This is a genomic window from Vibrio sp. 10N.247.311.51 (assembly GCF_041467855.1).
In the GTDB taxonomy this organism is placed as follows: Bacteria; Pseudomonadota; Gammaproteobacteria; order Enterobacterales; family Vibrionaceae; genus Vibrio; species Vibrio coralliirubri.
In genome coordinates this window covers 92,689-112,510 of the sequence record NZ_JBFSVK010000013.1, presented here as the reverse complement: position 1 = coordinate 112,510, position 19,822 = coordinate 92,689, and the positions used below count along the sequence as shown (strand labels likewise).

Annotated in this window: 15 protein-coding genes; 8 read left to right on the top strand and 7 right to left on the bottom strand. The window is 45.2% G+C overall.

What is annotated here, in order from left to right:
• Positions 1–17 precede the first annotated feature (17 nt).
• Together AB6E85_RS13655 and AB6E85_RS13650 are read left to right on the top strand one after the other, a co-directional pair.
• Entirely contained in the window at positions 18–1,289 is a 1,272-nt protein-coding gene (locus AB6E85_RS13655) for a YeaH/YhbH family protein (RefSeq protein ID WP_017062133.1), read from the top strand.
• Between the two features lie 11 nt (positions 1,290–1,300).
• Positions 1,301–2,863: a SpoVR family protein gene (locus AB6E85_RS13650; RefSeq protein ID WP_048607450.1), complete on the top strand. Its 1,563-nt coding sequence runs from the start codon at positions 1,301–1,303 to the stop codon at positions 2,861–2,863.
• Between the two features lie 187 nt (positions 2,864–3,050).
• On the opposite strand, the gene sohB is transcribed toward AB6E85_RS13650, so the two are convergent.
• Positions 3,051–4,112: a protease SohB gene (sohB, locus tag AB6E85_RS13645; protein WP_009849001.1), complete on the bottom strand. Its 1,062-nt coding sequence runs from the start codon at positions 4,110–4,112 to the stop codon at positions 3,051–3,053.
• A gap of 143 nt (positions 4,113–4,255) precedes the next feature.
• On the opposite strand from sohB, the gene AB6E85_RS13640 reads away from it, so the two are divergent.
• The 4 genes from AB6E85_RS13640 (at position 4,256) to AB6E85_RS13625 (ending at position 10,498) form a co-directional block, all read left to right on the top strand.
• A complete protein-coding gene (locus AB6E85_RS13640) occupies positions 4,256–4,996 on the top strand; it encodes a YciK family oxidoreductase (RefSeq protein ID WP_017629695.1) in 741 nt (246 codons plus the stop codon).
• A 155-nt stretch (positions 4,997–5,151) separates the two neighbouring features.
• Positions 5,152–5,859: a translesion DNA synthesis-associated protein ImuA gene (gene imuA, locus AB6E85_RS13635; RefSeq protein WP_372143018.1), complete on the top strand. Its 708-nt coding sequence runs from the start codon at positions 5,152–5,154 to the stop codon at positions 5,857–5,859.
• Between the two features lie 3 nt (positions 5,860–5,862).
• The gene (locus AB6E85_RS13630; RefSeq protein WP_372143017.1) at positions 5,863–7,332 is read left to right on the top strand and encodes a DNA polymerase Y family protein; all 1,470 of its coding nucleotides are present in this window, start codon (positions 5,863–5,865) and stop codon (positions 7,330–7,332) included.
• Positions 7,333–7,405: 73 nt separating this feature from the next.
• On the top strand, positions 7,406–10,498 hold the full coding sequence (locus AB6E85_RS13625) for an error-prone DNA polymerase (RefSeq protein WP_372143016.1): 3,093 nt from the start codon (positions 7,406–7,408) through the stop codon (positions 10,496–10,498).
• Positions 10,499–10,830: 332 nt separating this feature from the next.
• On the opposite strand, the gene AB6E85_RS13620 is transcribed toward AB6E85_RS13625, so the two are convergent.
• On the bottom strand, positions 10,831–11,772 hold the full coding sequence (locus AB6E85_RS13620) for a chemotaxis protein CheV (RefSeq protein WP_017062139.1): 942 nt from the start codon (positions 11,770–11,772) through the stop codon (positions 10,831–10,833).
• 168 nt (positions 11,773–11,940) lie between these two features.
• Positions 11,941–13,158 carry an ROK family protein gene (locus AB6E85_RS13615; protein WP_019820875.1) on the bottom strand — a complete coding sequence of 406 codons (1,218 nt, stop codon included), beginning with the start codon at positions 13,156–13,158 and terminating at the stop codon, positions 11,941–11,943.
• A 584-nt stretch (positions 13,159–13,742) separates the two neighbouring features.
• On the opposite strand from AB6E85_RS13615, the gene pyk reads away from it, so the two are divergent.
• On the top strand, positions 13,743–15,191 hold the full coding sequence (gene pyk / locus AB6E85_RS13610; RefSeq protein ID WP_017062141.1) for a pyruvate kinase: 1,449 nt from the start codon (positions 13,743–13,745) through the stop codon (positions 15,189–15,191).
• Positions 15,192–15,351: 160 nt separating this feature from the next.
• Here the strand turns inward: pyk and AB6E85_RS13605 are convergent, their stop codons facing one another.
• Complete coding sequence (locus AB6E85_RS13605; RefSeq protein WP_193840579.1) at positions 15,352–16,566, bottom strand: patatin family protein; 1,215 nt, start codon at positions 16,564–16,566, stop codon at positions 15,352–15,354.
• 41 nt (positions 16,567–16,607) lie between these two features.
• Positions 16,608–16,697 (bottom strand): YnhF family membrane protein, encoded by a 90-nt coding sequence (locus AB6E85_RS13600; RefSeq protein WP_100214626.1) that lies wholly within the window; start codon positions 16,695–16,697, stop codon positions 16,608–16,610.
• A 145-nt stretch (positions 16,698–16,842) separates the two neighbouring features.
• On the opposite strand from AB6E85_RS13600, the gene AB6E85_RS13595 reads away from it, so the two are divergent.
• The gene (locus AB6E85_RS13595; protein ID WP_017067207.1) at positions 16,843–17,436 is read left to right on the top strand and encodes an outer membrane beta-barrel protein; all 594 of its coding nucleotides are present in this window, start codon (positions 16,843–16,845) and stop codon (positions 17,434–17,436) included.
• A 92-nt stretch (positions 17,437–17,528) separates the two neighbouring features.
• Here AB6E85_RS13595 and AB6E85_RS13590 read toward each other — a convergent pair whose 3' ends face one another.
• Together AB6E85_RS13590 and ptsG are read right to left on the bottom strand one after the other, a co-directional pair.
• The gene (locus tag AB6E85_RS13590) at positions 17,529–17,933 is read right to left on the bottom strand and encodes a hypothetical protein (RefSeq protein WP_048610592.1); all 405 of its coding nucleotides are present in this window, start codon (positions 17,931–17,933) and stop codon (positions 17,529–17,531) included.
• A 230-nt stretch (positions 17,934–18,163) separates the two neighbouring features.
• Positions 18,164–19,594, bottom strand: coding sequence for a PTS glucose transporter subunit IIBC (gene ptsG / locus AB6E85_RS13585; RefSeq protein ID WP_048610590.1), 1,431 nt, complete (start codon positions 19,592–19,594; stop codon positions 18,164–18,166).
• Between the last annotated feature and the right edge of the window lie 228 nt (positions 19,595–19,822).

The following is a 19,822-nucleotide window of genomic DNA, read 5'->3' as shown; positions in this document are numbered from 1 at the left end:
GCTGAGAGGGAGTTCTTATGGCACAATTTATCGATCGGAGGCTCAATGGCAAAAATAAGAGTGCTGTGAATAGACAGCGTTTCTTACGACGCCATAAAGAGCAAATCAAAGAATCTGTGGCCGATGCAGTCAACCGACGCTCAATCACCAATACTGAAACGGGTGAAGACGTCACTATTCCCCATAAAGACATCAAAGAGCCGAACTTTCACCAAGGTCAAGGCGGCGTAAGAGAGCGCGTTCACCCAGGTAATGATCAGTTCATCACTGGCGATAAAATCGAACGCCCTAAAGGTGGCGGTCAAGGTGGTGGCTCAGGCCAAGGCGACGCAAGCCCTGATGGCGAAGGCCAAGATGAATTTACCTTCCAAATTTCAAAAGATGAGTATCTTGATATTCTCTTTGAAGATTTAGCTCTACCTAATCTAGAGAAAAATCAGGTCAACAAAATCACCGAATGGAAAACTCACCGCTCTGGTTACCAAAGCGCGGGGATTCCATCCAACATCGCTATCGTTCGTTCACTACAGCAATCTCTGGCTCGTAGAACCGCGATGACAGCAGGTAAAAAGCGCGAGCTTAACCTTCTGATGGAGCAGCTTGACCAAGTTAAAATGACGGAGCCGGCGCAACCTTTTGAAGAGGGTCGCCTCAAAGAAGAGATTGCCGAGTTACGTAAAAAGATTGAAAGCGTGCCGTTCATTGACACCTTCGACTTACGTTTTAAAAACTATGAGAAGCGCCCTATTCCATCTAGCCAAGCCGTGATGTTCTGTCTAATGGATGTGTCCGGCTCAATGGATCAGGCTACAAAAGATATTGCGAAGCGCTTTTATGTCCTTCTGTATCTGTTCTTAAACCGCACCTACGAAAACGTCGATGTTGTGTTTATTCGTCACCATACTCAGGCTAAAGAAGTCGACGAACATGAGTTTTTCTACTCACAAGAAACAGGTGGCACCATTGTTTCGAGTGCATTGAAACTGATGAAGGAAATTGTCGCAGACCGCTACCCTGCGAATGAGTGGAACATCTATGCAGCACAAGCCTCTGATGGCGATAACTGGGCGGATGACTCTCCTCGTTGTAAAGAGTTACTGGTCAATACGCTTCTGCCAACTTGCCAATATTACTCTTACATCGAAATAACACGCCGCTCTCATCAAACGCTTTGGCACGAATACGAAAAACTCGAGAGTAGCTTTGACAACTTCGCCATGAAAAACATTAAAACGGTGGATGATATTTTTCCTGTGTTTAGAGAACTGTTCCAGAAAGAGACAGCGTAAGGGAGTTTGCCATGACAGCGAAATCAAACGTTGCAGAGAAAGACAAAGCTGCAAAGAAGAAAAACGACAAGATGCTGCCTGATGGTCCAGATTGGACATTCAACCTCTTGGAGAAATACCACGTAGAAATTAAGCGTGTGGCGCAGCATTACCGTTTAGATACTTACCCAAACCAGATTGAAGTGATTACTTCAGAACAGATGATGGATGCCTACTCGAGCATTGGTATGCCTATCAATTACAACCACTGGTCATTTGGTAAGAAATTCATTCAAACCGAGCAAAACTACAAGCATGGCCAAATGGGCTTGGCGTACGAAATCGTGATCAACTCTGATCCTTGTATCGCTTATCTGATGGAAGAGAACACAGTCACAATGCAGGCGCTGGTAATGGCTCACGCTTGTTACGGCCACAACTCTTTCTTTAAAGGCAACTACCTGTTCCAAACATGGACCGATGCCAGTTCCATCATCGATTACTTGTTGTTCGCTAAGAAGTACATTAGTGGTTGTGAAGAGAAATATGGCGTCGCTGAGGTCGAGCAGCTCCTTGATTCTTGTCATGCACTGATGAATTACGGCGTAGACCGATACAAACGCCCTGAGAAGATTTCCATTGCAGAAGAGACAGCAAGACAAGAAGAACGCGAAGCTTATCTGCAATCTCAAGTGAATGAGCTGTGGCGAACCGTTCCTCAGAATAAAAGTAAGGAAGAAGAGACCAAGATCCGCTTTCCTAGCGAGCCTCAAGAAAACATTCTCTACTTTATCGAGAAGAACGCACCACTGCTTGAACCTTGGCAACGAGAGTGTGTTCGCATCGTTCGCAAGGTGAGCCAATACTTCTACCCTCAGAAACAAACTCAAGTGATGAACGAAGGCTGGGCAACCTTCTGGCACTACACCATTCTTAACCACCTTTACGACGAAGGCTTGGTGAGTGATAAGTTCATCTTAGAATTCCTACACAGCCATACCAGTGTCGTCGCACAACCTGCCTACAACAGCCCTTATTTCAGCGGAATAAACCCTTATGCGCTTGGCTTTGCGATGTTTAGAGACATCCGACGCATCTGTGAAGAGCCAACCGATGAAGACCGAGAATGGTTCCCAGATCTGGCAGGAAGTGACTGGTTAGAAGCAGTGCACTTTGCGATGCACAATTTCAAAGATGAAAGCTTTATCAGCCAATACCTTTCTCCAAAAATCATTCGAGACTTTAAGCTGTTCTCTGTACTCGACGACGACCGTAAAAACACCATCGAGGTGAGTGCCATTCATGATGATCCGGGCTATCGCCTGATTCGTGAGAAGCTTGCGGCGCAATACAACCTAAGTAACCTTGAACCGAATATTCAGGTGTTTAATGTCGATGTACGTGGTGACCGCTCAATGACACTGCAATATGTGCCTCATGACCGCATCCCGCTTGATAAAGGCTACGACGAAGTGATGAAGCATCTCTATCGCTTGTGGGGCTTTGATGTGATTTTGGAAGAGCTCAAAGATACGGGTCATAGAGAGATTCTGACGACTTGTCCAAAACGTAATGATTATGGAGCCAAGATTTAATATCAATCACAGTAAGTCAGTGATTGGTATAAAACTCCGCTCCCCCTACAACATAGTGGTCACCCGCTCGGAAGTGGAGCAATAAAAAAGCGCATAAGTCTGATGACTTATGCGCTTTCTTTTTAAGGCTCAAACGTCTGCAAATGAACGTAAGGCACTAAACCTAAAACTAGAACACTCAATAAGCTTAAACAATCGGCTTTTGACCACGTTCAATTAGCTTCATCAGCACGCTGTCTGCAGATTTACCTGCCACGCCCGCTAGTTTGTCTGAAAGCTTTTTCTTCTGTACGTAGTGAATTGCTAGAACCGTTTTGTCCTTACATGCCGCTACGACTAAGTCATCAGAAGTGCTGATCTCATCCACCAGCCCAAGTTCATGTGCTTGTGTACCAAACCAGTGTTCACCCGTTGCTACTTTTTCAAGATCTAACGCAGGACGATGGTCACGGATAAAGTCTTTAAATAGACCATGTGTCTCTTCTAGCTCTTCTTTAAACTTCTCGCGTGCTTTATCGCTGTTCTCACCAAACATAGTAAGCGTGCGTTTGTACTCACCCGCCGTTAGCTGTTCGAATTCAATATCGTGCTTTTTAAGCAGTTTGTTGAAGTTTGGCAGTTGAGCGATAACACCAATAGAACCAACAATAGCAAACGGTGCAGATACAATTTTGTCTGCGATACATGCCATCATGTAGCCGCCACTTGCTGCGACTTTGTCTACAGATATAGTCAGAGGCAAACCTGCCGCTTTGATACGATCAAGTTGAGAAGACGCTAAACCATAGCCGTGAACCATGCCACCGCCAGACTCAAGTTTAAGCAATACTTCATCACCTTCACGAGCCACAGCCAGAACCGCCGTTACCTCTTCACGTAATGAAGCCACTTCTTTCGCATCAATGCTGCCGTTAAAATCAAGAACGAATAGGTGTGGTTCACGCTTGCTATCAAGCTCACCCTCTTTCGCTGCTTTCTTCACTTCTTTACCGCGTGATTTTACTTTCTCTTTTTCCGCTTTCTTTTCTGCTTTATCACGGGCTTTGATGAAAGCATCATCGTGTAGATGGTGCTCTAATTGTTCAATCGTCTGTTTGTGGTGTTCAGATAGGTTCGTGATTTCCAGCTCACCTTTAATCGCGCTTGATTTCCCACCCACAGATTTAGCAATCACTAAAATTGCGATGATGGCGATTACAACGGTCGCAATCTTGGCTAAAAACAAGCCGTAGTCCAACAAAAATTCCAATGTCATATCCCCTATTGTATGAATTAGTGTATTGTAACCATCTTGTCACGATTACCAAGAATTTCTCATCATTCCTGCGGTTATCTGTGTGATTAAACATCAATGGAATGACGAACATAATAAAAGAAAGAAGGATAAGCACAGTGGATTACCCAATCTCTACAGATGCCCTCAAAGATAAAGTAATTTTGGTTACAGGTGCCGGTGCTGGCATTGGTCGCCAAGCAGCACTAAGCTTCGCTCAACATGGCGCAACTGTCATTCTGTTAGGCCGCAATGTTAAAAACCTTGAATTCATTTACGATGAAATCGAAAGCGCTGGTTACCCACAACCTGCGATTATCCCATTGGATTTAAAAGGTGCGACAAAGCAGAACTACATTGATATGGCTGAAACCATTGAATCACAGTTCGGTCGTTTAGATGGCCTACTTCATAACGCAGGTGTTCTCGGCACTCTGAGTCCGTTTGAGCAGATTGATGAAGAAACCTTTGATGATGTTATGCAGATCAATGTGAAGTCTGAGTTCTTGATGACTCAAGCATTACTGCCTGCACTTAAGAAAGCAGAAGCAGGTCGCATCGTATTTACCTCTTCAACGGTTGGTCACTCTGGCCGTGCATTCTGGGGCACTTACGCGATTTCTAAGTTTGCTACCGAAGGTATGATGCAGATCCTAGCGGACGAGCTTGAAGACACGAACATCCGTGTTAACGCAATCAACCCGGGCGGCACTCAAACACGCATGCGTGCAAAAGCGTACCCAGGAGAAGATGCGAATAAGCTAAAAACGCCACTCGACATCATCCCACTGTACCTACACTTAATGAACCCAAGTGTGACAGACATTAATGGCCAATGTATCGATGCTCAACCTAAGTAACTGATATCATTAACCAATAATAAAAAGTCGCTTCCATAGCGGCTTTTTTTGTATCTAAATCAATCAACTAACACTTACTTCCGCTAATTTTCATCATTTTGCTTTGCATCTTTTTCATTGTTAAATATACTGTATAAATATACAGGTGTTTAATTATGCATGAACTAATAAAAAACTTACAAGACCGCCAGCTAATCTGGAAAGGGTTACAATCAACAACGCAAGGAAGCACCACTTCAACAGGCTATCCTCAACTGGATAAACAGCTTGAGGGCGGCTTCCCGACGCACGGCGTTATTGAGGTTGAATCACAACAAGGGATCGGCGAGCTTCGCCTACTGACGCCCTATTTATCTCAACAAAACTCGCAAAAACTGGCCATATTCATTAATCCGCCAGGGAAGATATGTGCCGAGTTTTTTATCAGCCAAGGCATTGAATTAGAGAATATTCTCGTTATCCAGCCCCAACGCGATCTCGATGCATTGTGGGCAGCTGAGCAGTGCCTCAAAAGCGGCGCTTGTCACTCTGTATTGCTATGGGGAGCCGATCTAGAAATACACCAAACCAAGCGCTTACAAGCAGCCAGTGAAACCGGTAAGTGCCTGCAGTTTCACTTTAAAGCCACCAGCCATAATCAACTATCCCTGCCCGTTTCCTTAAGCATGAAACTGTCTTCTCACGCCCAAGGGCTGAAGGTAGAGGTAACAAAAAGAAAAGGCAGTTGGTCGTATGGCAGCTTTATTCTAGACATGACACACAACTGGCCATTACTCACAGAGAAAGTCGTTTATGAAGACAATTCAGACCGTACTTTGTCAGGTAACACAGTGCTAGCTTTTCCTATTGCGAAGCAAGGCTAGCGTATGTTGTGGCTTTATCTGCACTTTCCATCTCTGCAGTTGGATACCTTGTTTAACTCTAATGAATTGGGTTCGATCGAAGACTCGCTCGAACAACCTATTATCATCGTGGATGAAAAAGATCACCGTGTACTACAAGCGAACCCAGCTGCGCTGCAATCAGGAATTTCACTTGGTATGGGCTTAGGGTCTGCGGCGGCGCTGTCCCACAACTTACACGTCCACCCTTACAGTATTGAACTGGAGAAAAGTAAGCTCAAAGAGATCGCTCAATGGGCGTATCTAGTCACTTCCGACATGGCGTTATTGCCACCTAATGGTTTGCTGATTAAAGCCTCTAACATGCTGTCACTTTACGACGGGTTAGATAACTACTGGCATGAGCTCAAAAGCCACTTAGAAACGCTCAATATCCAGTTCAGCTTCGCTACGGGTTATTCGCCGCTTGCTGCGATCCTTTTGGGTAAGCAAGCAATCGACCAAGCAACAAACAATATTGAGCAGATGAAAGCTAGGGTCAATCAACAAGCATTGAATTCCAGTGAGCTACCGACCAAGCAAGTAGAACGCCTGAACCGTGTCGGTATCAATATCGTTGAAGACCTATTAGAGCTGCCTTTGCAAGAGGTCGCACGCCGCTTTGATATCGACTTGGTGAATTATGTCGGTCGCCTTAACGGCCAGTTCAAGCACCCGATTGATTTCTATCACCCACCAGAGAATTTCCAGCAATATTTGGAGCTGTTATTTGATATTGAAAACATCCTATTTATCGAAAAGCCGTTGCTGAAATTATTGAATCAACTCGAATGTTTTTTGAAGCTACGCGACCGAGTGGCTTTCGAGTTAACGTTGACTTTGCACCTCAGAGATAAAGACGATCACCCTGTCTCTTTTTATTCGGCACAAGGTGATTACCTTGCTGAAAAATGGGCGAACCTGACTCATCTCACCTTAGAGTCACTAAAACTAACAGCACCGGTTCAAGGGCTGACCCTCAGCTTGGTTCGTCATGGAGAACCGCAAATGGCCTACCATGATCTTTTTGATGGTAATACTGGAACACTTGCCGCGTTAGATTTGCTCTCACTGTTGCAAGCAAAGCTTGGGCAAGCCTGTATTCAAACACCGAAAATACAGCATGATCCAAGGCCAGAAAAGGCCAATCAGTACTCGCTCCCAACACTGAGTAAATCTGTGGCAAAAAGGCAAACGCCCCCAGAGAGCGAGCAACAAGCCACAACTCTCAGTGTCAATCAACAACGACTCAGGCCAAGTATTTTACTGCCAGAGCCCGAAGTCTTAACCGAAAGCGTCACCTTATCTCAAGGCCCTGAACGCATTGTGTCTGGCTGGTGGGACGGAGAGAAGATCATTCGTGACTACTTTATTGCTCACAGTGAAAACGGTCGGTGGCTCTGGATATTTAGAACGCCAGATAAACAGTGGTTTTTGCACGGCTTATTTAGCTAGTCTGTTCTACTGATTCAATTTCAGCGTCCCTTTTCAATCATGTTCACTCGCAATGATTAAGTGAGATTACGTTATGTCTCAGCAATACTCAGAGCTATTTTGCCAAAGCAATTACTCCTTCCTTGAGGGAGCCTCACACGCAGAAGAGCTTGTTTTACAGGCCGACTTTTTACGCTACAAAGCACTCGCGGTTACTGATGAGTGCTCAGTCGCGGGCATCGTTAAGGTTCACTCTGCAATCAAGCAACATAAACTGTCACTCAAGCAAATTGTCGGGAGCATGTTTTGGTTAAATGAAGAGTGCCAAGTGATCTTGATATGCCCAAACAGACAAGCCTACGCCGAGCTGTGCCGTATAATTACCAACGCGAGACGTCGTAGCAGCAAGGGACATTATCAGCTCTCTGAGTGGGATATCATGTCGGCTAAGCACTGCTTTATTCTTTGGCTTCCTCAACAGAAAAATGAAGACGCGCACTGGGGACAATGGCTCTCCCAGCACCATTCAGGTCGGCTTTGGATAGGCTTACAACGACACCTAAAACAAACCGACCAGCAGTACACAGATTACTGCGTTGAGCTTTCACAACACTACCAACTGCCGATTACAGCTTGTGGTGGTGTGTTGATGCACAATGCGAATCGCTTACCCTTGCAGCACTCACTCACTGCGATTAAATATCAAAAACCCATTACCGAAGTGGGCAGTCACTTACTCGCTAATGCAGAACGTTGTTTACGGAGTATCAATAAGCTCTCTCATATCTTCAAAGCAGAGTGGCTAGAAGAGAGCAACCGCATCGCTGAGTTGTGTGAATTTGATTTAGATAGCTTGCGATACGAATATCCCAGTGAGCTGATTCCTCAAGGTGAAACACCCATGAGTTATCTGCGCATGTTGGTCGAAAAGGGAAAACAGACTCGCTTCCCACAAGGTGTACCTAACGACATCCAACAGATCATAGAGAAAGAATTGGGGTTAATTGGCGAGCTTGACTACCCTTTCTTTTTTCTCACCATTCATGACATCGTGATGTTTGCCAAAAGCCAAGGCATTCTTTACCAAGGTCGAGGTTCAGCGGCCAATTCCGTGGTCTGTTACTGCTTAGAAATCACCTCTGTCGACCCAAGACAGATCTCAGTGCTGTTTGAGCGTTTCATCAGTAAAGAGCGCGATGAGCCGCCTGATATTGATGTCGATTTTGAACATGAACGCCGCGAAGAAGTTATTCAATACATCTACCAAAAATACGGTAGAGAACGGGCTGCACTTGCCGCAACGGTCATCTCTTATCGCTTTAAAAGTGCGGTAAGAGATGTCGGTAAAGCATTGGGGCTACAAGAAACTCAGCTCGACTACTTCATTAAGAACACGAATCGCAGGGACAAAAGCCTAGGTTGGCAGGCTCAGTTAACTCAATTGGGGCTACAACCTGATTCATTGAAGGGGCAACAATTTATCCATTTGGTTAATGAGATCATCGGCTTCCCACGTCACTTATCTCAACACGTTGGTGGCTTTGTCATATCTTCTGGGCCTTTGTATGAACTGGTTCCCGTCGAGAATGCCGCGATGCACAATCGAACCATTATCCAATGGGATAAGGACGATCTAGAAACCTTGGGGCTGCTGAAAGTTGATGTGCTCGCGCTTGGTATGCTCTCTGCGATTCGTAAATGTTTCGACCTGATCAAACGTATTCACGGGCGATCACTGACCATTGCAGAGATCACTCGCCTTAAGGACGATCCTCAGGTTTACGGCATGATTCAACGAGCAGACACGGTCGGGATATTCCAAATTGAGTCTCGCGCGCAAATGAGCATGCTGCCAAGGCTTAAACCGAAGACTTATTACGACTTGGTGATTCAAATCGCTATCGTACGTCCAGGTCCTATTCAGGGCGATATGGTGCATCCGTTTCTCAAGCGTCGAGATGGCACTGAGCCAATCAGTTATCCATCTAAAGACGTGGAGTCAGTACTGTCGCGCACCTTGGGTGTACCGATATTCCAAGAGCAAGTGATCAAACTCGCGATGGTAGCGGCAGGGTTCACAGGTGGTGAAGCAGATCAACTCAGACGTGCGATGGCCGCTTGGAAGAAAAATGGCAACGTCTTTAAGTTTAAAAACAAACTCATCGAGGGTATGCAAAAGCGCGGCTATGAGACAGAGTTTGCTGAGCAGATATTTAAACAGATATGCGGCTTTGGCGAGTACGGTTTTCCTGAAAGCCACTCGGCTTCGTTTGCGGTGTTAGCGTATTGCTCAGCTTGGTTGAAGTGCTACTACCCTGAATGTTTCTACGCTTCTCTGTTGAATAGCCAACCCATGGGCTTTTATAGCCCCTCACAGTTGGTACAAGACGCACAACGACACAATGTGGTGATACTTCCGGTATGTGTGAACGCTTCTCAAAACGACCACACGGTTGTCTCTCATCAGAATGGTTTAGCGATTCGCTTAGGGCTGCGGCAAATCAAAGGATTCAGCGAGCATGGAATTCAAAGCGTGCTCGCCAATCGCCCACAATCCGGTTATCGCCACCCTAGTCAGGTGAAACAGTTATCGATGAATAAGAAAGACATCGAGCTACTGGCATCAGCCAATGCGCTACATAACGTTTCTGGAGACCGTTTCCAGACTCGCTGGGCGATCATGGACTCGGCGTCTGATTTACCTCTGTTTAGTCAAACCTATGACGATGCTGGGGCAGGACATGACGAACATGCACTGCACAAACCCAATGAGATGCAAGATCTACTCGAAGACTTCACCAGTGTCGGAATTTCATTGAACAAACACCCAATCACTTTGCTCGAAGAAGCGGGACGATTAGGTCGATTCACGCACATGAAAGATTTAATACAACAAAGACACAAATCTATGGTCACCGTTGTCGGATTAGTCACAGGAAAACAATCTCCCGGCACCGCGGCAGGTGTCACCTTTGTCACGCTGGAAGATAGCACTGGCAATATTAATGTCGTGGTATGGGGAGCAACCGCGCGCGCTCAACAGCAGGCTTACCTCTCAGCCAAGGCGTTAAAAGTAAAAGGGATATTAGAAAAAGAAGGAGAAGTCGTGCATGTTATCGCGGGGAAACTTATCGATATTACCGATGAAATTGTTGGCTTGAAAACCAAATCTCGGGATTTTCATTAACTAAGTACCAACTGTGCTCAATCGGTCATTGGCTAAAGAAACGAGAGAAAGAGAAACGAAAAAGGGAAGCATCCGCTTCCCTTCAATTCCATTGTTGAGTTATGACTCAACTTCAGCTTCCGTACGTCTTTTCTTAAATTCCCTATACAGTAATAAGCTCAAAGTCATGACGACTTTAGACGTTAACCATATCATTAAGAGGAACTACCTTAGATTGTGTGTGAAAAGTTACGCTAGTAGTTGAGCATATTTCGTTAAGAAAAATATGCTGCGTGAATATTAGCAAACGTTTTCTATAAGGTCACTCAAAACAAACCGTACAGCAGCATTAATTATAAAATCTGACGCATTCGCTCTTGAGTCACTTCAACCAAGAGGTCTGGCTGGAACTTAGAAATAAAGCGGTTACACCCTACTTTCTCGACCATAGCTTCATTAAAACTTCCACTTAATGAAGTATTTAGCGTAATAAACAGGTCATGCATTCTAGGGTCAGTACGTACTTCGTGTGTCAGCTTGTAGCCGTCCATTTCAGGCATTTCAGCATCGGTGATCATCAACAATATTTCTTGATTGATGTCTTTGCCTTCATCACACCAGCCCTTAAGCAAGGTCAGTGCTTCTAAGCCATCACAACACTCAATAATGTTCAAACCCAGTTGTGACAAGGTGCCTTTGATCTGGTTACGCGCCGTTGAAGAGTCATCAACGATAAGCACGTTACGCCCAATCATCTCCTGAGCTAATTGTTCATCCAAGACGCCTTCAGAGATCGAAACATCGTAATCAATGATCTCAGCCAACACTTTCTCAACATCGATGATCTCGACGATCTTGTGCTGCTCTTCTTCTTGAATATGCGTGATAGCGGTTAGGTAATTTGCACGGCCTGTTGTCTTTGGCGGCGGCTGGATTTCTGTCCATGTCGTGTTCACGATATTACGAACTTGCCCAACCAAGAAACCTTGTACGGTTCGGTTGTATTCCGTAATGATCAAGTTACTTTCTTGAGATTCCGCACGAGATGGCGGAAAGCCAATGGCACTGCGTAAATCGATAACAGGCACCGATTCACCACGTAAAGACGCAACACCCGTAATATGATGATGAGAGCCCGGTAAGCGAGTGAGTACTGGCACTTTGAGGACTTCTTTCACTTTAAATACGTTAATCGCAAATAGTTGACGACTATTTAAGCTGAATAACAAGAGTTCCAGACGGTTTTCACCGACCAGTTTGGTTCTCTGATCAACCGAATTTAAAACGCCAGACATACAACACCTTAGTGACAAATAATAACTGTGGCTACAATAGCCTACTTCAATAGGTTAAAGCAAAGCGCCAATGCACAGAATGCTTAAACTAAGTACAACAAATGATGTTATACAAAGCTTAAGTACATGGAAAGATTCAGGGTAAGGCTACAAGACGAGAAAAAGGGGTTAACCTTCAATAACTTTCATTAACAGTTGGCCATCGTATAAGGCCTGCTTGATGAGCGCAGCACCTGGCATGGTTGCCTGCTTATAAAAACGAGATTCCACCAGCTCTAAGTCTTTATGGTAAACCGATAGACTCTGCTCTTCGATACACTTTTGAATCGCTGGGTATAACACGCTCTTCGCCTGATTGATAACACCACCGACCAAGATTTTCTCTGGGTTGAACAGGTTAATCACAATCGCAATCGCAGAGCCTAGATAACGGCCTAACTGTTCAATCACTTCGACAGCCAGTGGATCCCCATTAGCAGCGGCAGCACAGATCTGTTCAATAGTGACGTCTTCAAACACCGTTAGCGTTGATTCTTCACCATTTGCCAGTCGCTCTTTGACTTGCTCACGGATTGCCTGAGAACTCGCCACCGTTTCTAAACAGCCTCGATTTCCACAGTGACAAAGCTTGCCTTCCTTATCGATCTGGATATGCCCCAACTCACCGATGTTACCGTGACGCCCTTGCAGAACGCGACCATCAAGAATGATCCCGGCACCTAAACCGTGGTGAATCGAGATAAGAACAGAGTTGTCGTTGTCTTGTGAGTTACCAAACAGTTTCTCTGCTAATGCCCACGCTCGGGTATCATTGGCAATAAAAACTGGCAAACCGGTTTCTTTGTAGATCTCCGGCCCCAACGCTAAGTTTTCAACGTTGTAGTGCGGCATCTGCAACACAATACCTTGCTCTGAATTCACCAGACCTGGCAGTGTGATAGCGATACTCGTCACCCTGTCGAGTTGCTCGGCATAGGTTTGGAAGAACTCATCGATTTCATGAAGAAGACGCGCAAGCACATCATCTTGATCGCGTTCATGGATATCAATCTTGGTATCGATAAGCACATCGCCGCCCAATTCATGGAGCGCGATCGTCAAGTATCCGCGACCAAGACGCATCGACAGAAACTGCCAACCTTCGTTATTGGTTTGCAGACCGACAGCAGGACGCCCACGAGTCGTGGCTTCTTGAACCGTCGTTTCGTGAATAAGGTGAGCTTCAATGAGTTCACGGGTAATTTTAGTAATACTCGCCGGAGCCAACTCACTTTGCTTGGACAGATCGATACGAGAAATAGGACCTTTAAGGTCAATTAGTTTATATACACGACCAGCATTGACCTGTTTGATATGATCAATATGGCCCGGTTGAGCCATGTACATTTTACGCTCCAGAAATCATCAACGAGGTAATTTTTTTACTTTGCGAAGTAATTGTGAAGTCACTTGGTATATCGCCGTGACCAGTATCACGTATATACATGAATCTTTGTGTATCGAGTCAAATAGTTCGAGGAAAATTAACACCCACATCGATAATTTGCGACTTAATTTTCAGAATAAAACATCGCGTTTGAGCCCTAAATTCAATAATTAAAGGCAAATCAAAAAATATCCTCCTAGCTCCCAATAAATTATCAATTAATGCATATACTTAATTAAGGCGCGTTGACCTTTCGTGGTTAAATTTTGTTCGATATAAAAGCGTTTTAATCGCGGCGAGGGAGAAGTAGCCTAGTCATTCTAAGCAAATCTCCCTCAACAAAGAGTAAAACGCTTTTAGCCGAACCCTTTGGGCAGCGTTTGCTGGTCATTTCTACTACGTTATCGGCTTCTCATGTAGGCTAGCTACACATCAAAGCCTCTGCCTTGTATAAATACCCAGCAACTCGCTGCAAAAATCAGCTCGAAAGATCAACACGCCCTAGTCTTTTAAAAGATTACTTGGCCTCACTCTAGGAGTATTCATGACAGCCGAATTAAGAAAAACGAAAATCGTCACAACGCTAGGCCCTTCTACTGATAAAGGTAACGTGCTTGAAGAGATCATCAAAGCCGGTGCCAATATTGTTCGTATGAACTTCTCTCACGGCACCAGCGACGACCATATACAACGCGCAGAAAAAGTCAGAGCAATAGCCAAAAGACACGGCACTCAAATCGCCATTCTCGGAGACTTACAAGGTCCCAAGATTCGTGTGTCGACATTCAAAGATGGCAAAATCCAACTTGCCGTAGGCGACCTGTTCACTCTCGACAGTAGCCTAGGTTTAGGTGAAGGCAATCAAGAAGCCGTTGGCCTTGATTACAAAGAACTGCCTAACGACGTATCCGCCGGCGATATCCTGTTACTTGACGATGGTCGTGTTCAACTCAAAGTAACCAAAGTAGAAGGCTGTCGCGTTCATACCGAAGTCATCATTGGCGGCCCACTATCAAATAACAAAGGCATCAACAAAAAAGGTGGCGGCCTTTCCGCAGAAGCGCTAACAGAAAAAGACAAGCGCGACATCGTCACCGCCGCACAAATCAAAGTGGATTACCTAGCGGTGTCTTTCCCTCGCAATGGTGAAGACATGCACTATGCTCGTCAGCTTGCACGAGAAGCCGGCTTAGAAGCGCACCTCGTCGCAAAAGTGGAGCGAGCAGAGACAGTCGCTACTGTTGAGAACATGGATGACATCATAATGGCCTCAGATGTCGTCATGGTGGCTCGTGGTGACCTCGGAGTAGAAATTGGCGACCCTGAGTTAGTCGGAGTACAAAAACAGCTTATACGCCGTGCCAGAGCGCTTAACCGAACAGTCATCACCGCAACTCAAATGATGGAATCAATGATTTCTGCGCCAATGCCAACCCGTGCCGAAGTCATGGACGTTGCCAACGCCGTACTCGATGGAACAGATGCTGTGATGCTGTCTGGTGAAACTGCAGCTGGTGACTACCCAGTCGAGACCGTAAAATCGATGGCAGAAGTCTGTATTGGTGCGGAGAAAATGGCAGGCATTAACAACCAATCCAATTACCGTATTGATCGCACCTTTGTAACCGCCGAAGAAACCGTTTCGATGGCGACCATCTACTCTGCAAACCATATGGAAGGTATTAAAGGCGTTGTCACTCTCACCGAGTCAGGCCGCACCGCACTGATGATGTCTCGCCTGAGTGCCGACATGCCGATCTACGCGCTGTCTCGTAACGAAGGAACGCTTAATCGCTGTACCTTATACCGAGGTGTGACACCTATCTACTTCGAGACAGAAGCCGAAGACAGCTTTGACATTGCACTATCTACACTCACTTGCTTGAAAGAGAAAGGACACCTTAAGTTTGGCGACCTAGTGATCGTCACTCAAGGCGACATTATGGATGTAGCAGGGTCAACCAACTGTATGAGAATCTTGCCTGTCACCTAATATTTGACCTTAAGGCGAAACGATTTGCCTTTCCTCAAAAACCAAAAAGGGTTATCGAACCAAGTTCAATAACCCTTTTTCATTTCAGAACACGACTCACTGCAACCTGCTTATAGCAGCATAACGAGATCACAGCATGCTAGGTCATCAACTTCGAGAATTACTTGCCCGCAGCAATGGTGGCTAACTGTGGCATATGAGAATTGCGAGCGTTTTCCGTTGAAGTGTAGGTTTCTACAAATCGGTAACCGGCTTCTAAGCCCAATTCGTAATCGTGCAACAGGTCTTCTTTGTCGCTCATTAATGAACTCGATTTTAGTGGCTGACTTGGCGCTATCTGTACCACAAACGCGTCGTCTGGTGGCGAATTCAAAAAATCCTGAGTTAATGAGTAGGTCTGATAATGCACCATCAGCATGTCAGCCAAGCCTGAATCAAACTTATCCCCGATTAAATGACTTAAGCGATAAATATCATCTGCACCAAATAGCCAGCGACCACCATTTAGCAGATCTAAATGCCCACGGTCACGCTTCTGCTCTTTTGAGCGCATAATTTGTTGTTGGAAGAAAGAGGTCCAGTCGGTTTTCCACTGTTCCACTTTCTGTTGCCAATGACCTTGAACACTATCGAAAGATTCGCGGAACCACTCCAGTTCTTCGGCAGAGATTGGTTTAGGCGCTTTGACTGAAGATCCCTTAACTGGTGCTTCAACCAAATGGGTATTACCTTCCTCCACCACTGGCTCAGTACGAATCACCACAATAGAACGGGCTTGTCTTCGCCACGCTTCCTGAACCGGGATACACGCCGATACACCACCGTCCACATAAGCACTGTCACCAATAAAGACTTCATCATTGTACAAGCGAGGAATGGCGCAGGTCGCAATCATCACCTTGTACCAATCTTCGCCCAATAATGGGAAGTAGTGGTCTCGTAAGTCTTTGGAATCCGTTACAGCCGCATAGAAGTGGCGATCGCCTAGCGTTTGTCGCCCTAAATCCAGATCGAGCTTATATGGGTAAGCCATAATTTGTTCTAGCGCCCATTCTAATCCTAGGTTCTTTCTGTGTCGTATATAGGAAAAGAGATTGAAGAACTCTGGTGAGGTTGTGAGGTCGAGAACAAAAGAACGTCCAAGGCCTTTATCACGGCACAGATAAGCACATAAGTTGAGAGCACCTGCTGAGGTACCAAAAAATTCGTCGAAGGGGTCAAAATTTGAGAGAAGAAAGGCATCCAGCACTCCAGAAGTAAAAATACTTCTCTGTCCGCCACCTTGAGCGACCAGTGCTGTTTTTCCAGCAATAAACTTAGCGTAATAATCCAAGTCTATTGCTGTATCAATATTGGTTATAATCCCACTATTCATTATTCCCTGAGTATCAAAACTCAGCCTCGCAATAGATGGTATTAACTACCAATCGCAATAAAGCCAAATGAAAGAATGATCATGTAGATAAACACGGTAATTTGTAGGGCATTTTTCAGATTATGGTCCATAGACACCTCTGGCTTATTATTAATTTGTCGAGTCTCTATTTAAGTACTATCAGGTGTGTGAAGTATCTTCAAGAATCGTCGAAATTAGTCGCACAATATTGATGTAACCATCACAATTAGTATGTGTATGGATAAGGATATACTCATGAATAACAAAGCAAATATGATGGCACTGATTACGCTTCTCTCCGTTTCAAGCGCGTATGCTTCGCCGGAGATCATCATTACACCTATGGTAGGTTATACCGGCGGTGGCAGTGTCGAAGACCAGGACGGTAAAACCTATGACATGAAAGGCTCTGAAAATTACACCTTTGCCATTGAAACGCCACTTGAAAAAGGACGCATCGGCTTCTTCTACTCCAATCAGAGCTCGGAATTAGAAACGCTCAACCTAAGCTCCTCCATCCAATACCTGCACCTTCAAAGCAGCATCTACTACCCTGCTTCGCCTGTGTTGTCGGGTTATCTAGGGTTAGGCCTTGGTGCTTCTTACGTCGATGTAGACTGGGCAAAAGATAAGTATGGATTCTCAACTTCTATCTTTGGTGGCTTAGAGTACAAATTTAGTGACCGACTAGCGTTGAACACACAAGTACGTTGGTTAGGCACGGTTGTCGACAACGATACCTCCGGTGTTTGTAATATCCCAAATAACGGGCAAGAGTGCATCATTCGCTTTGATACCGACTGGATGAACCAATTCCAAGCCAATGTCGGACTGAGTTTTACTTTCTAAGCGGCTCAATGAAGCAAAAATATAAGATCGGCCCAAACGAAAAAACCAGCTAAATGCTGGTTTTTTCATTATTAAAACGGTTTTAGTTCAGATTAGAACTTATAGGTAACACCTAAAGCGCCGCCTATTTGCAACTCAACACCTTTATACATATCGAGTTCAGGGTGAACTTGAGCGTAAGCATTCCAACCTTCGTAGAAATTCACTTTCACGCCTAACGGCAAGCGTAAGCCAAAGTCGTCATTCCATTCAGCCCAAGCACCTGCACCGACGTACCAGCTCAACGGAGCTTCAGTCTCGAACTGACCACGCTTCAAAATGTAATCAAAGGCAGCGCCGTCATTGCCAATCGTAGCACGGTATTTCTGATCAAATTCCACAACGACACTCAGGTCTTGGTCAATGGCGAGTCCAACTTCCAAAGCTGGAGCTTCAGAAGCTTGAGCAAACGAGGCTCCGCTGCAGCACATAAGGCCGATCAAGTAACGATGTTTCATAATATTCTCAGACTGTATTTAAAAAACGGAAGTCTACTGGAATCTCAGCAAAAGGTGTCATCGCTGGGTAAAAGATAAACGACACGAAAAATTTGGGAACGACCATCAAATGATCGAGTTGAATGGTAACTCTCTGAGTTAGAGGGGATTAAACGCGGAAAGGTTTTTCGTAAAGCTGAAAACAAAAAAGGAGGCCTTTCGGCCTCCTTTCAATTTATTGAATCAGTGAATTAACCGTTGTTACGGATCCACTCATCCATGTCTGTCTTAAGGTTGTCAGACTTAGTACCGAAGATAGCTTGTACGCCACCAGCAACTACAACAACACCTGCAGCGCCTAGTTTCTTCAGTTTGTCTTGGTCAACAACTGCTGTATCAGCAACGGCAACACGTAGACGAGTAATACAAGCGTCAAGACCAGTGATGTTCGCTTTGCCACCGAATGCAGCAACTAGCTCACCAGCAAGTTCAGAACCAGTCGCAACTGACTCTTCTTCAGTCTCGTCTTCACGGCCTGGAGTTTTAAGGTCTAGAGCTTTAATCACAGTGCGGAATACGATGTAGTAAATTGCAGCGTAAGCAATACCACATACAACCATTAGGCCCATCTTAGACGCGTTGCCAGATAGAACTAGGAAGTCGATTAGACCGTGTGAGAAAGATGTACCGTGTACAAAACCTAGAGTGTTCGCAAGAACGTATGCAGAACCAGCTAGTAGAGCGTGGATTGCGTACAGTACTGGAGCAACGAATAGGAAAGAGAATTCGATTGGTTCAGTGATACCCGTTAGGAATGAAGTCAACGCAGCAGAAGCCATGATGCCCATTACTTTAGCGCGGTTTTCAGGCTTAGCTGAGTGTGCAATCGCGATTGCAGCAGCAGGTAGACCGAACATCTTGAACATGTAACCACCAGCTAGCTGACCGAAGCCATTGCCCGCTGCACGAGATGCGTCATCAGCAACTAGGTAACAAGTAAGAACACCGTTTTGAGTTTCGCCAGCAGCGTTTACACAAGTACCAGCTTCAAAGAAGAAAGGTACGTTCCAAACGTGGTGAAGACCAAATGGAATTAGAGAACGCTCAACGATACCGTAGATACCAAACGCCACTTGTGGGTTTTGGTGAGCAGCCCAATCAGAGAACGCAGAGATAGCGCCGCCAACTGGTGGCCATACTACAGATAGTAGGATTGCTAGACCAATCGCAGAGAAACCTGTGATGATTGGCACAGCACGCTTACCAGCGAAGAAGCCAAGGTACTCTGGTAGTTGAATACGGAAGAAACGGTTGAATGCCCAAGCAGCAACACCACCGACTAGGATACCACCTAGTACACCAGTATCGATTTTATCAACGCCCATTACACCAGCCATTACGCCAAGTGTAGCAGTCATGATGCCGTAACCAACGATAGCAGCTAGACCCGCTACACCATCGTTGTTAGTAAAGCCAAGTGCAACACCTACTGCGAACAGTAGTGCCATTTGACCGAATACTGAACCACCAGCTTGTTCCATTAAGTTTGAAACGATTTCTGGAATGAAAGGAAGATCTGCTGCACCGACACCTAGCAAAATACCCGCAACTGGTAAAACTGATACTGGAAGCATCAGAGACTTACCAACTTTCTGCAGGCTAGCAAAAAGGTTCTTAAACATGTTTATGCTCCTGATAAAGATAAAATAATTATATTGGGTTCTAACGGCACACCCCCGTAGCCTATATGTTAGCACCCTGCGAAAATGTAACCATGTATTGCATTATATTTTCTGCCGCTAAATATATATTGATGGGGAACTAACTTTCTAGTCACTTACGAAATTTAGTTTCAAAACACGTCTTGGATCACATGTCAAATCTAGAAATGCAATGCTTTACAAGCATTT

Coding starts and splice junctions, on each gene's coding strand:
- AB6E85_RS13595 (WP_017067207.1), top strand. CDS start 16,843: ATGAATAACAAAGCAAATATGATGGCACTGATTACGCTTCTCTCCGTT.
- AB6E85_RS13590 (WP_048610592.1), bottom strand. CDS start 17,933: ATGAAACATCGTTACTTGATCGGCCTTATGTGCTGCAGCGGAGCCTCG.
- AB6E85_RS13615 (WP_019820875.1), bottom strand. CDS start 13,158: ATGTACATGGCTCAACCGGGCCATATTGATCATATCAAACAGGTCAAT.
- AB6E85_RS13655 (WP_017062133.1), top strand. CDS start 18: ATGGCACAATTTATCGATCGGAGGCTCAATGGCAAAAATAAGAGTGCT.
- ptsG (WP_048610590.1), bottom strand. CDS start 19,594: ATGTTTAAGAACCTTTTTGCTAGCCTGCAGAAAGTTGGTAAGTCTCTG.
- pyk (WP_017062141.1), top strand. CDS start 13,743: ATGACAGCCGAATTAAGAAAAACGAAAATCGTCACAACGCTAGGCCCT.
- AB6E85_RS13650 (WP_048607450.1), top strand. CDS start 1,301: ATGACAGCGAAATCAAACGTTGCAGAGAAAGACAAAGCTGCAAAGAAG.
- AB6E85_RS13600 (WP_100214626.1), bottom strand. CDS start 16,697: ATGGACCATAATCTGAAAAATGCCCTACAAATTACCGTGTTTATCTAC.
- AB6E85_RS13625 (WP_372143016.1), top strand. CDS start 7,406: ATGTCTCAGCAATACTCAGAGCTATTTTGCCAAAGCAATTACTCCTTC.
- imuA (WP_372143018.1), top strand. CDS start 5,152: ATGCATGAACTAATAAAAAACTTACAAGACCGCCAGCTAATCTGGAAA.
- AB6E85_RS13605 (WP_193840579.1), bottom strand. CDS start 16,566: ATGAATAGTGGGATTATAACCAATATTGATACAGCAATAGACTTGGAT.
- AB6E85_RS13620 (WP_017062139.1), bottom strand. CDS start 11,772: ATGTCTGGCGTTTTAAATTCGGTTGATCAGAGAACCAAACTGGTCGGT.
- AB6E85_RS13630 (WP_372143017.1), top strand. CDS start 5,863: ATGTTGTGGCTTTATCTGCACTTTCCATCTCTGCAGTTGGATACCTTG.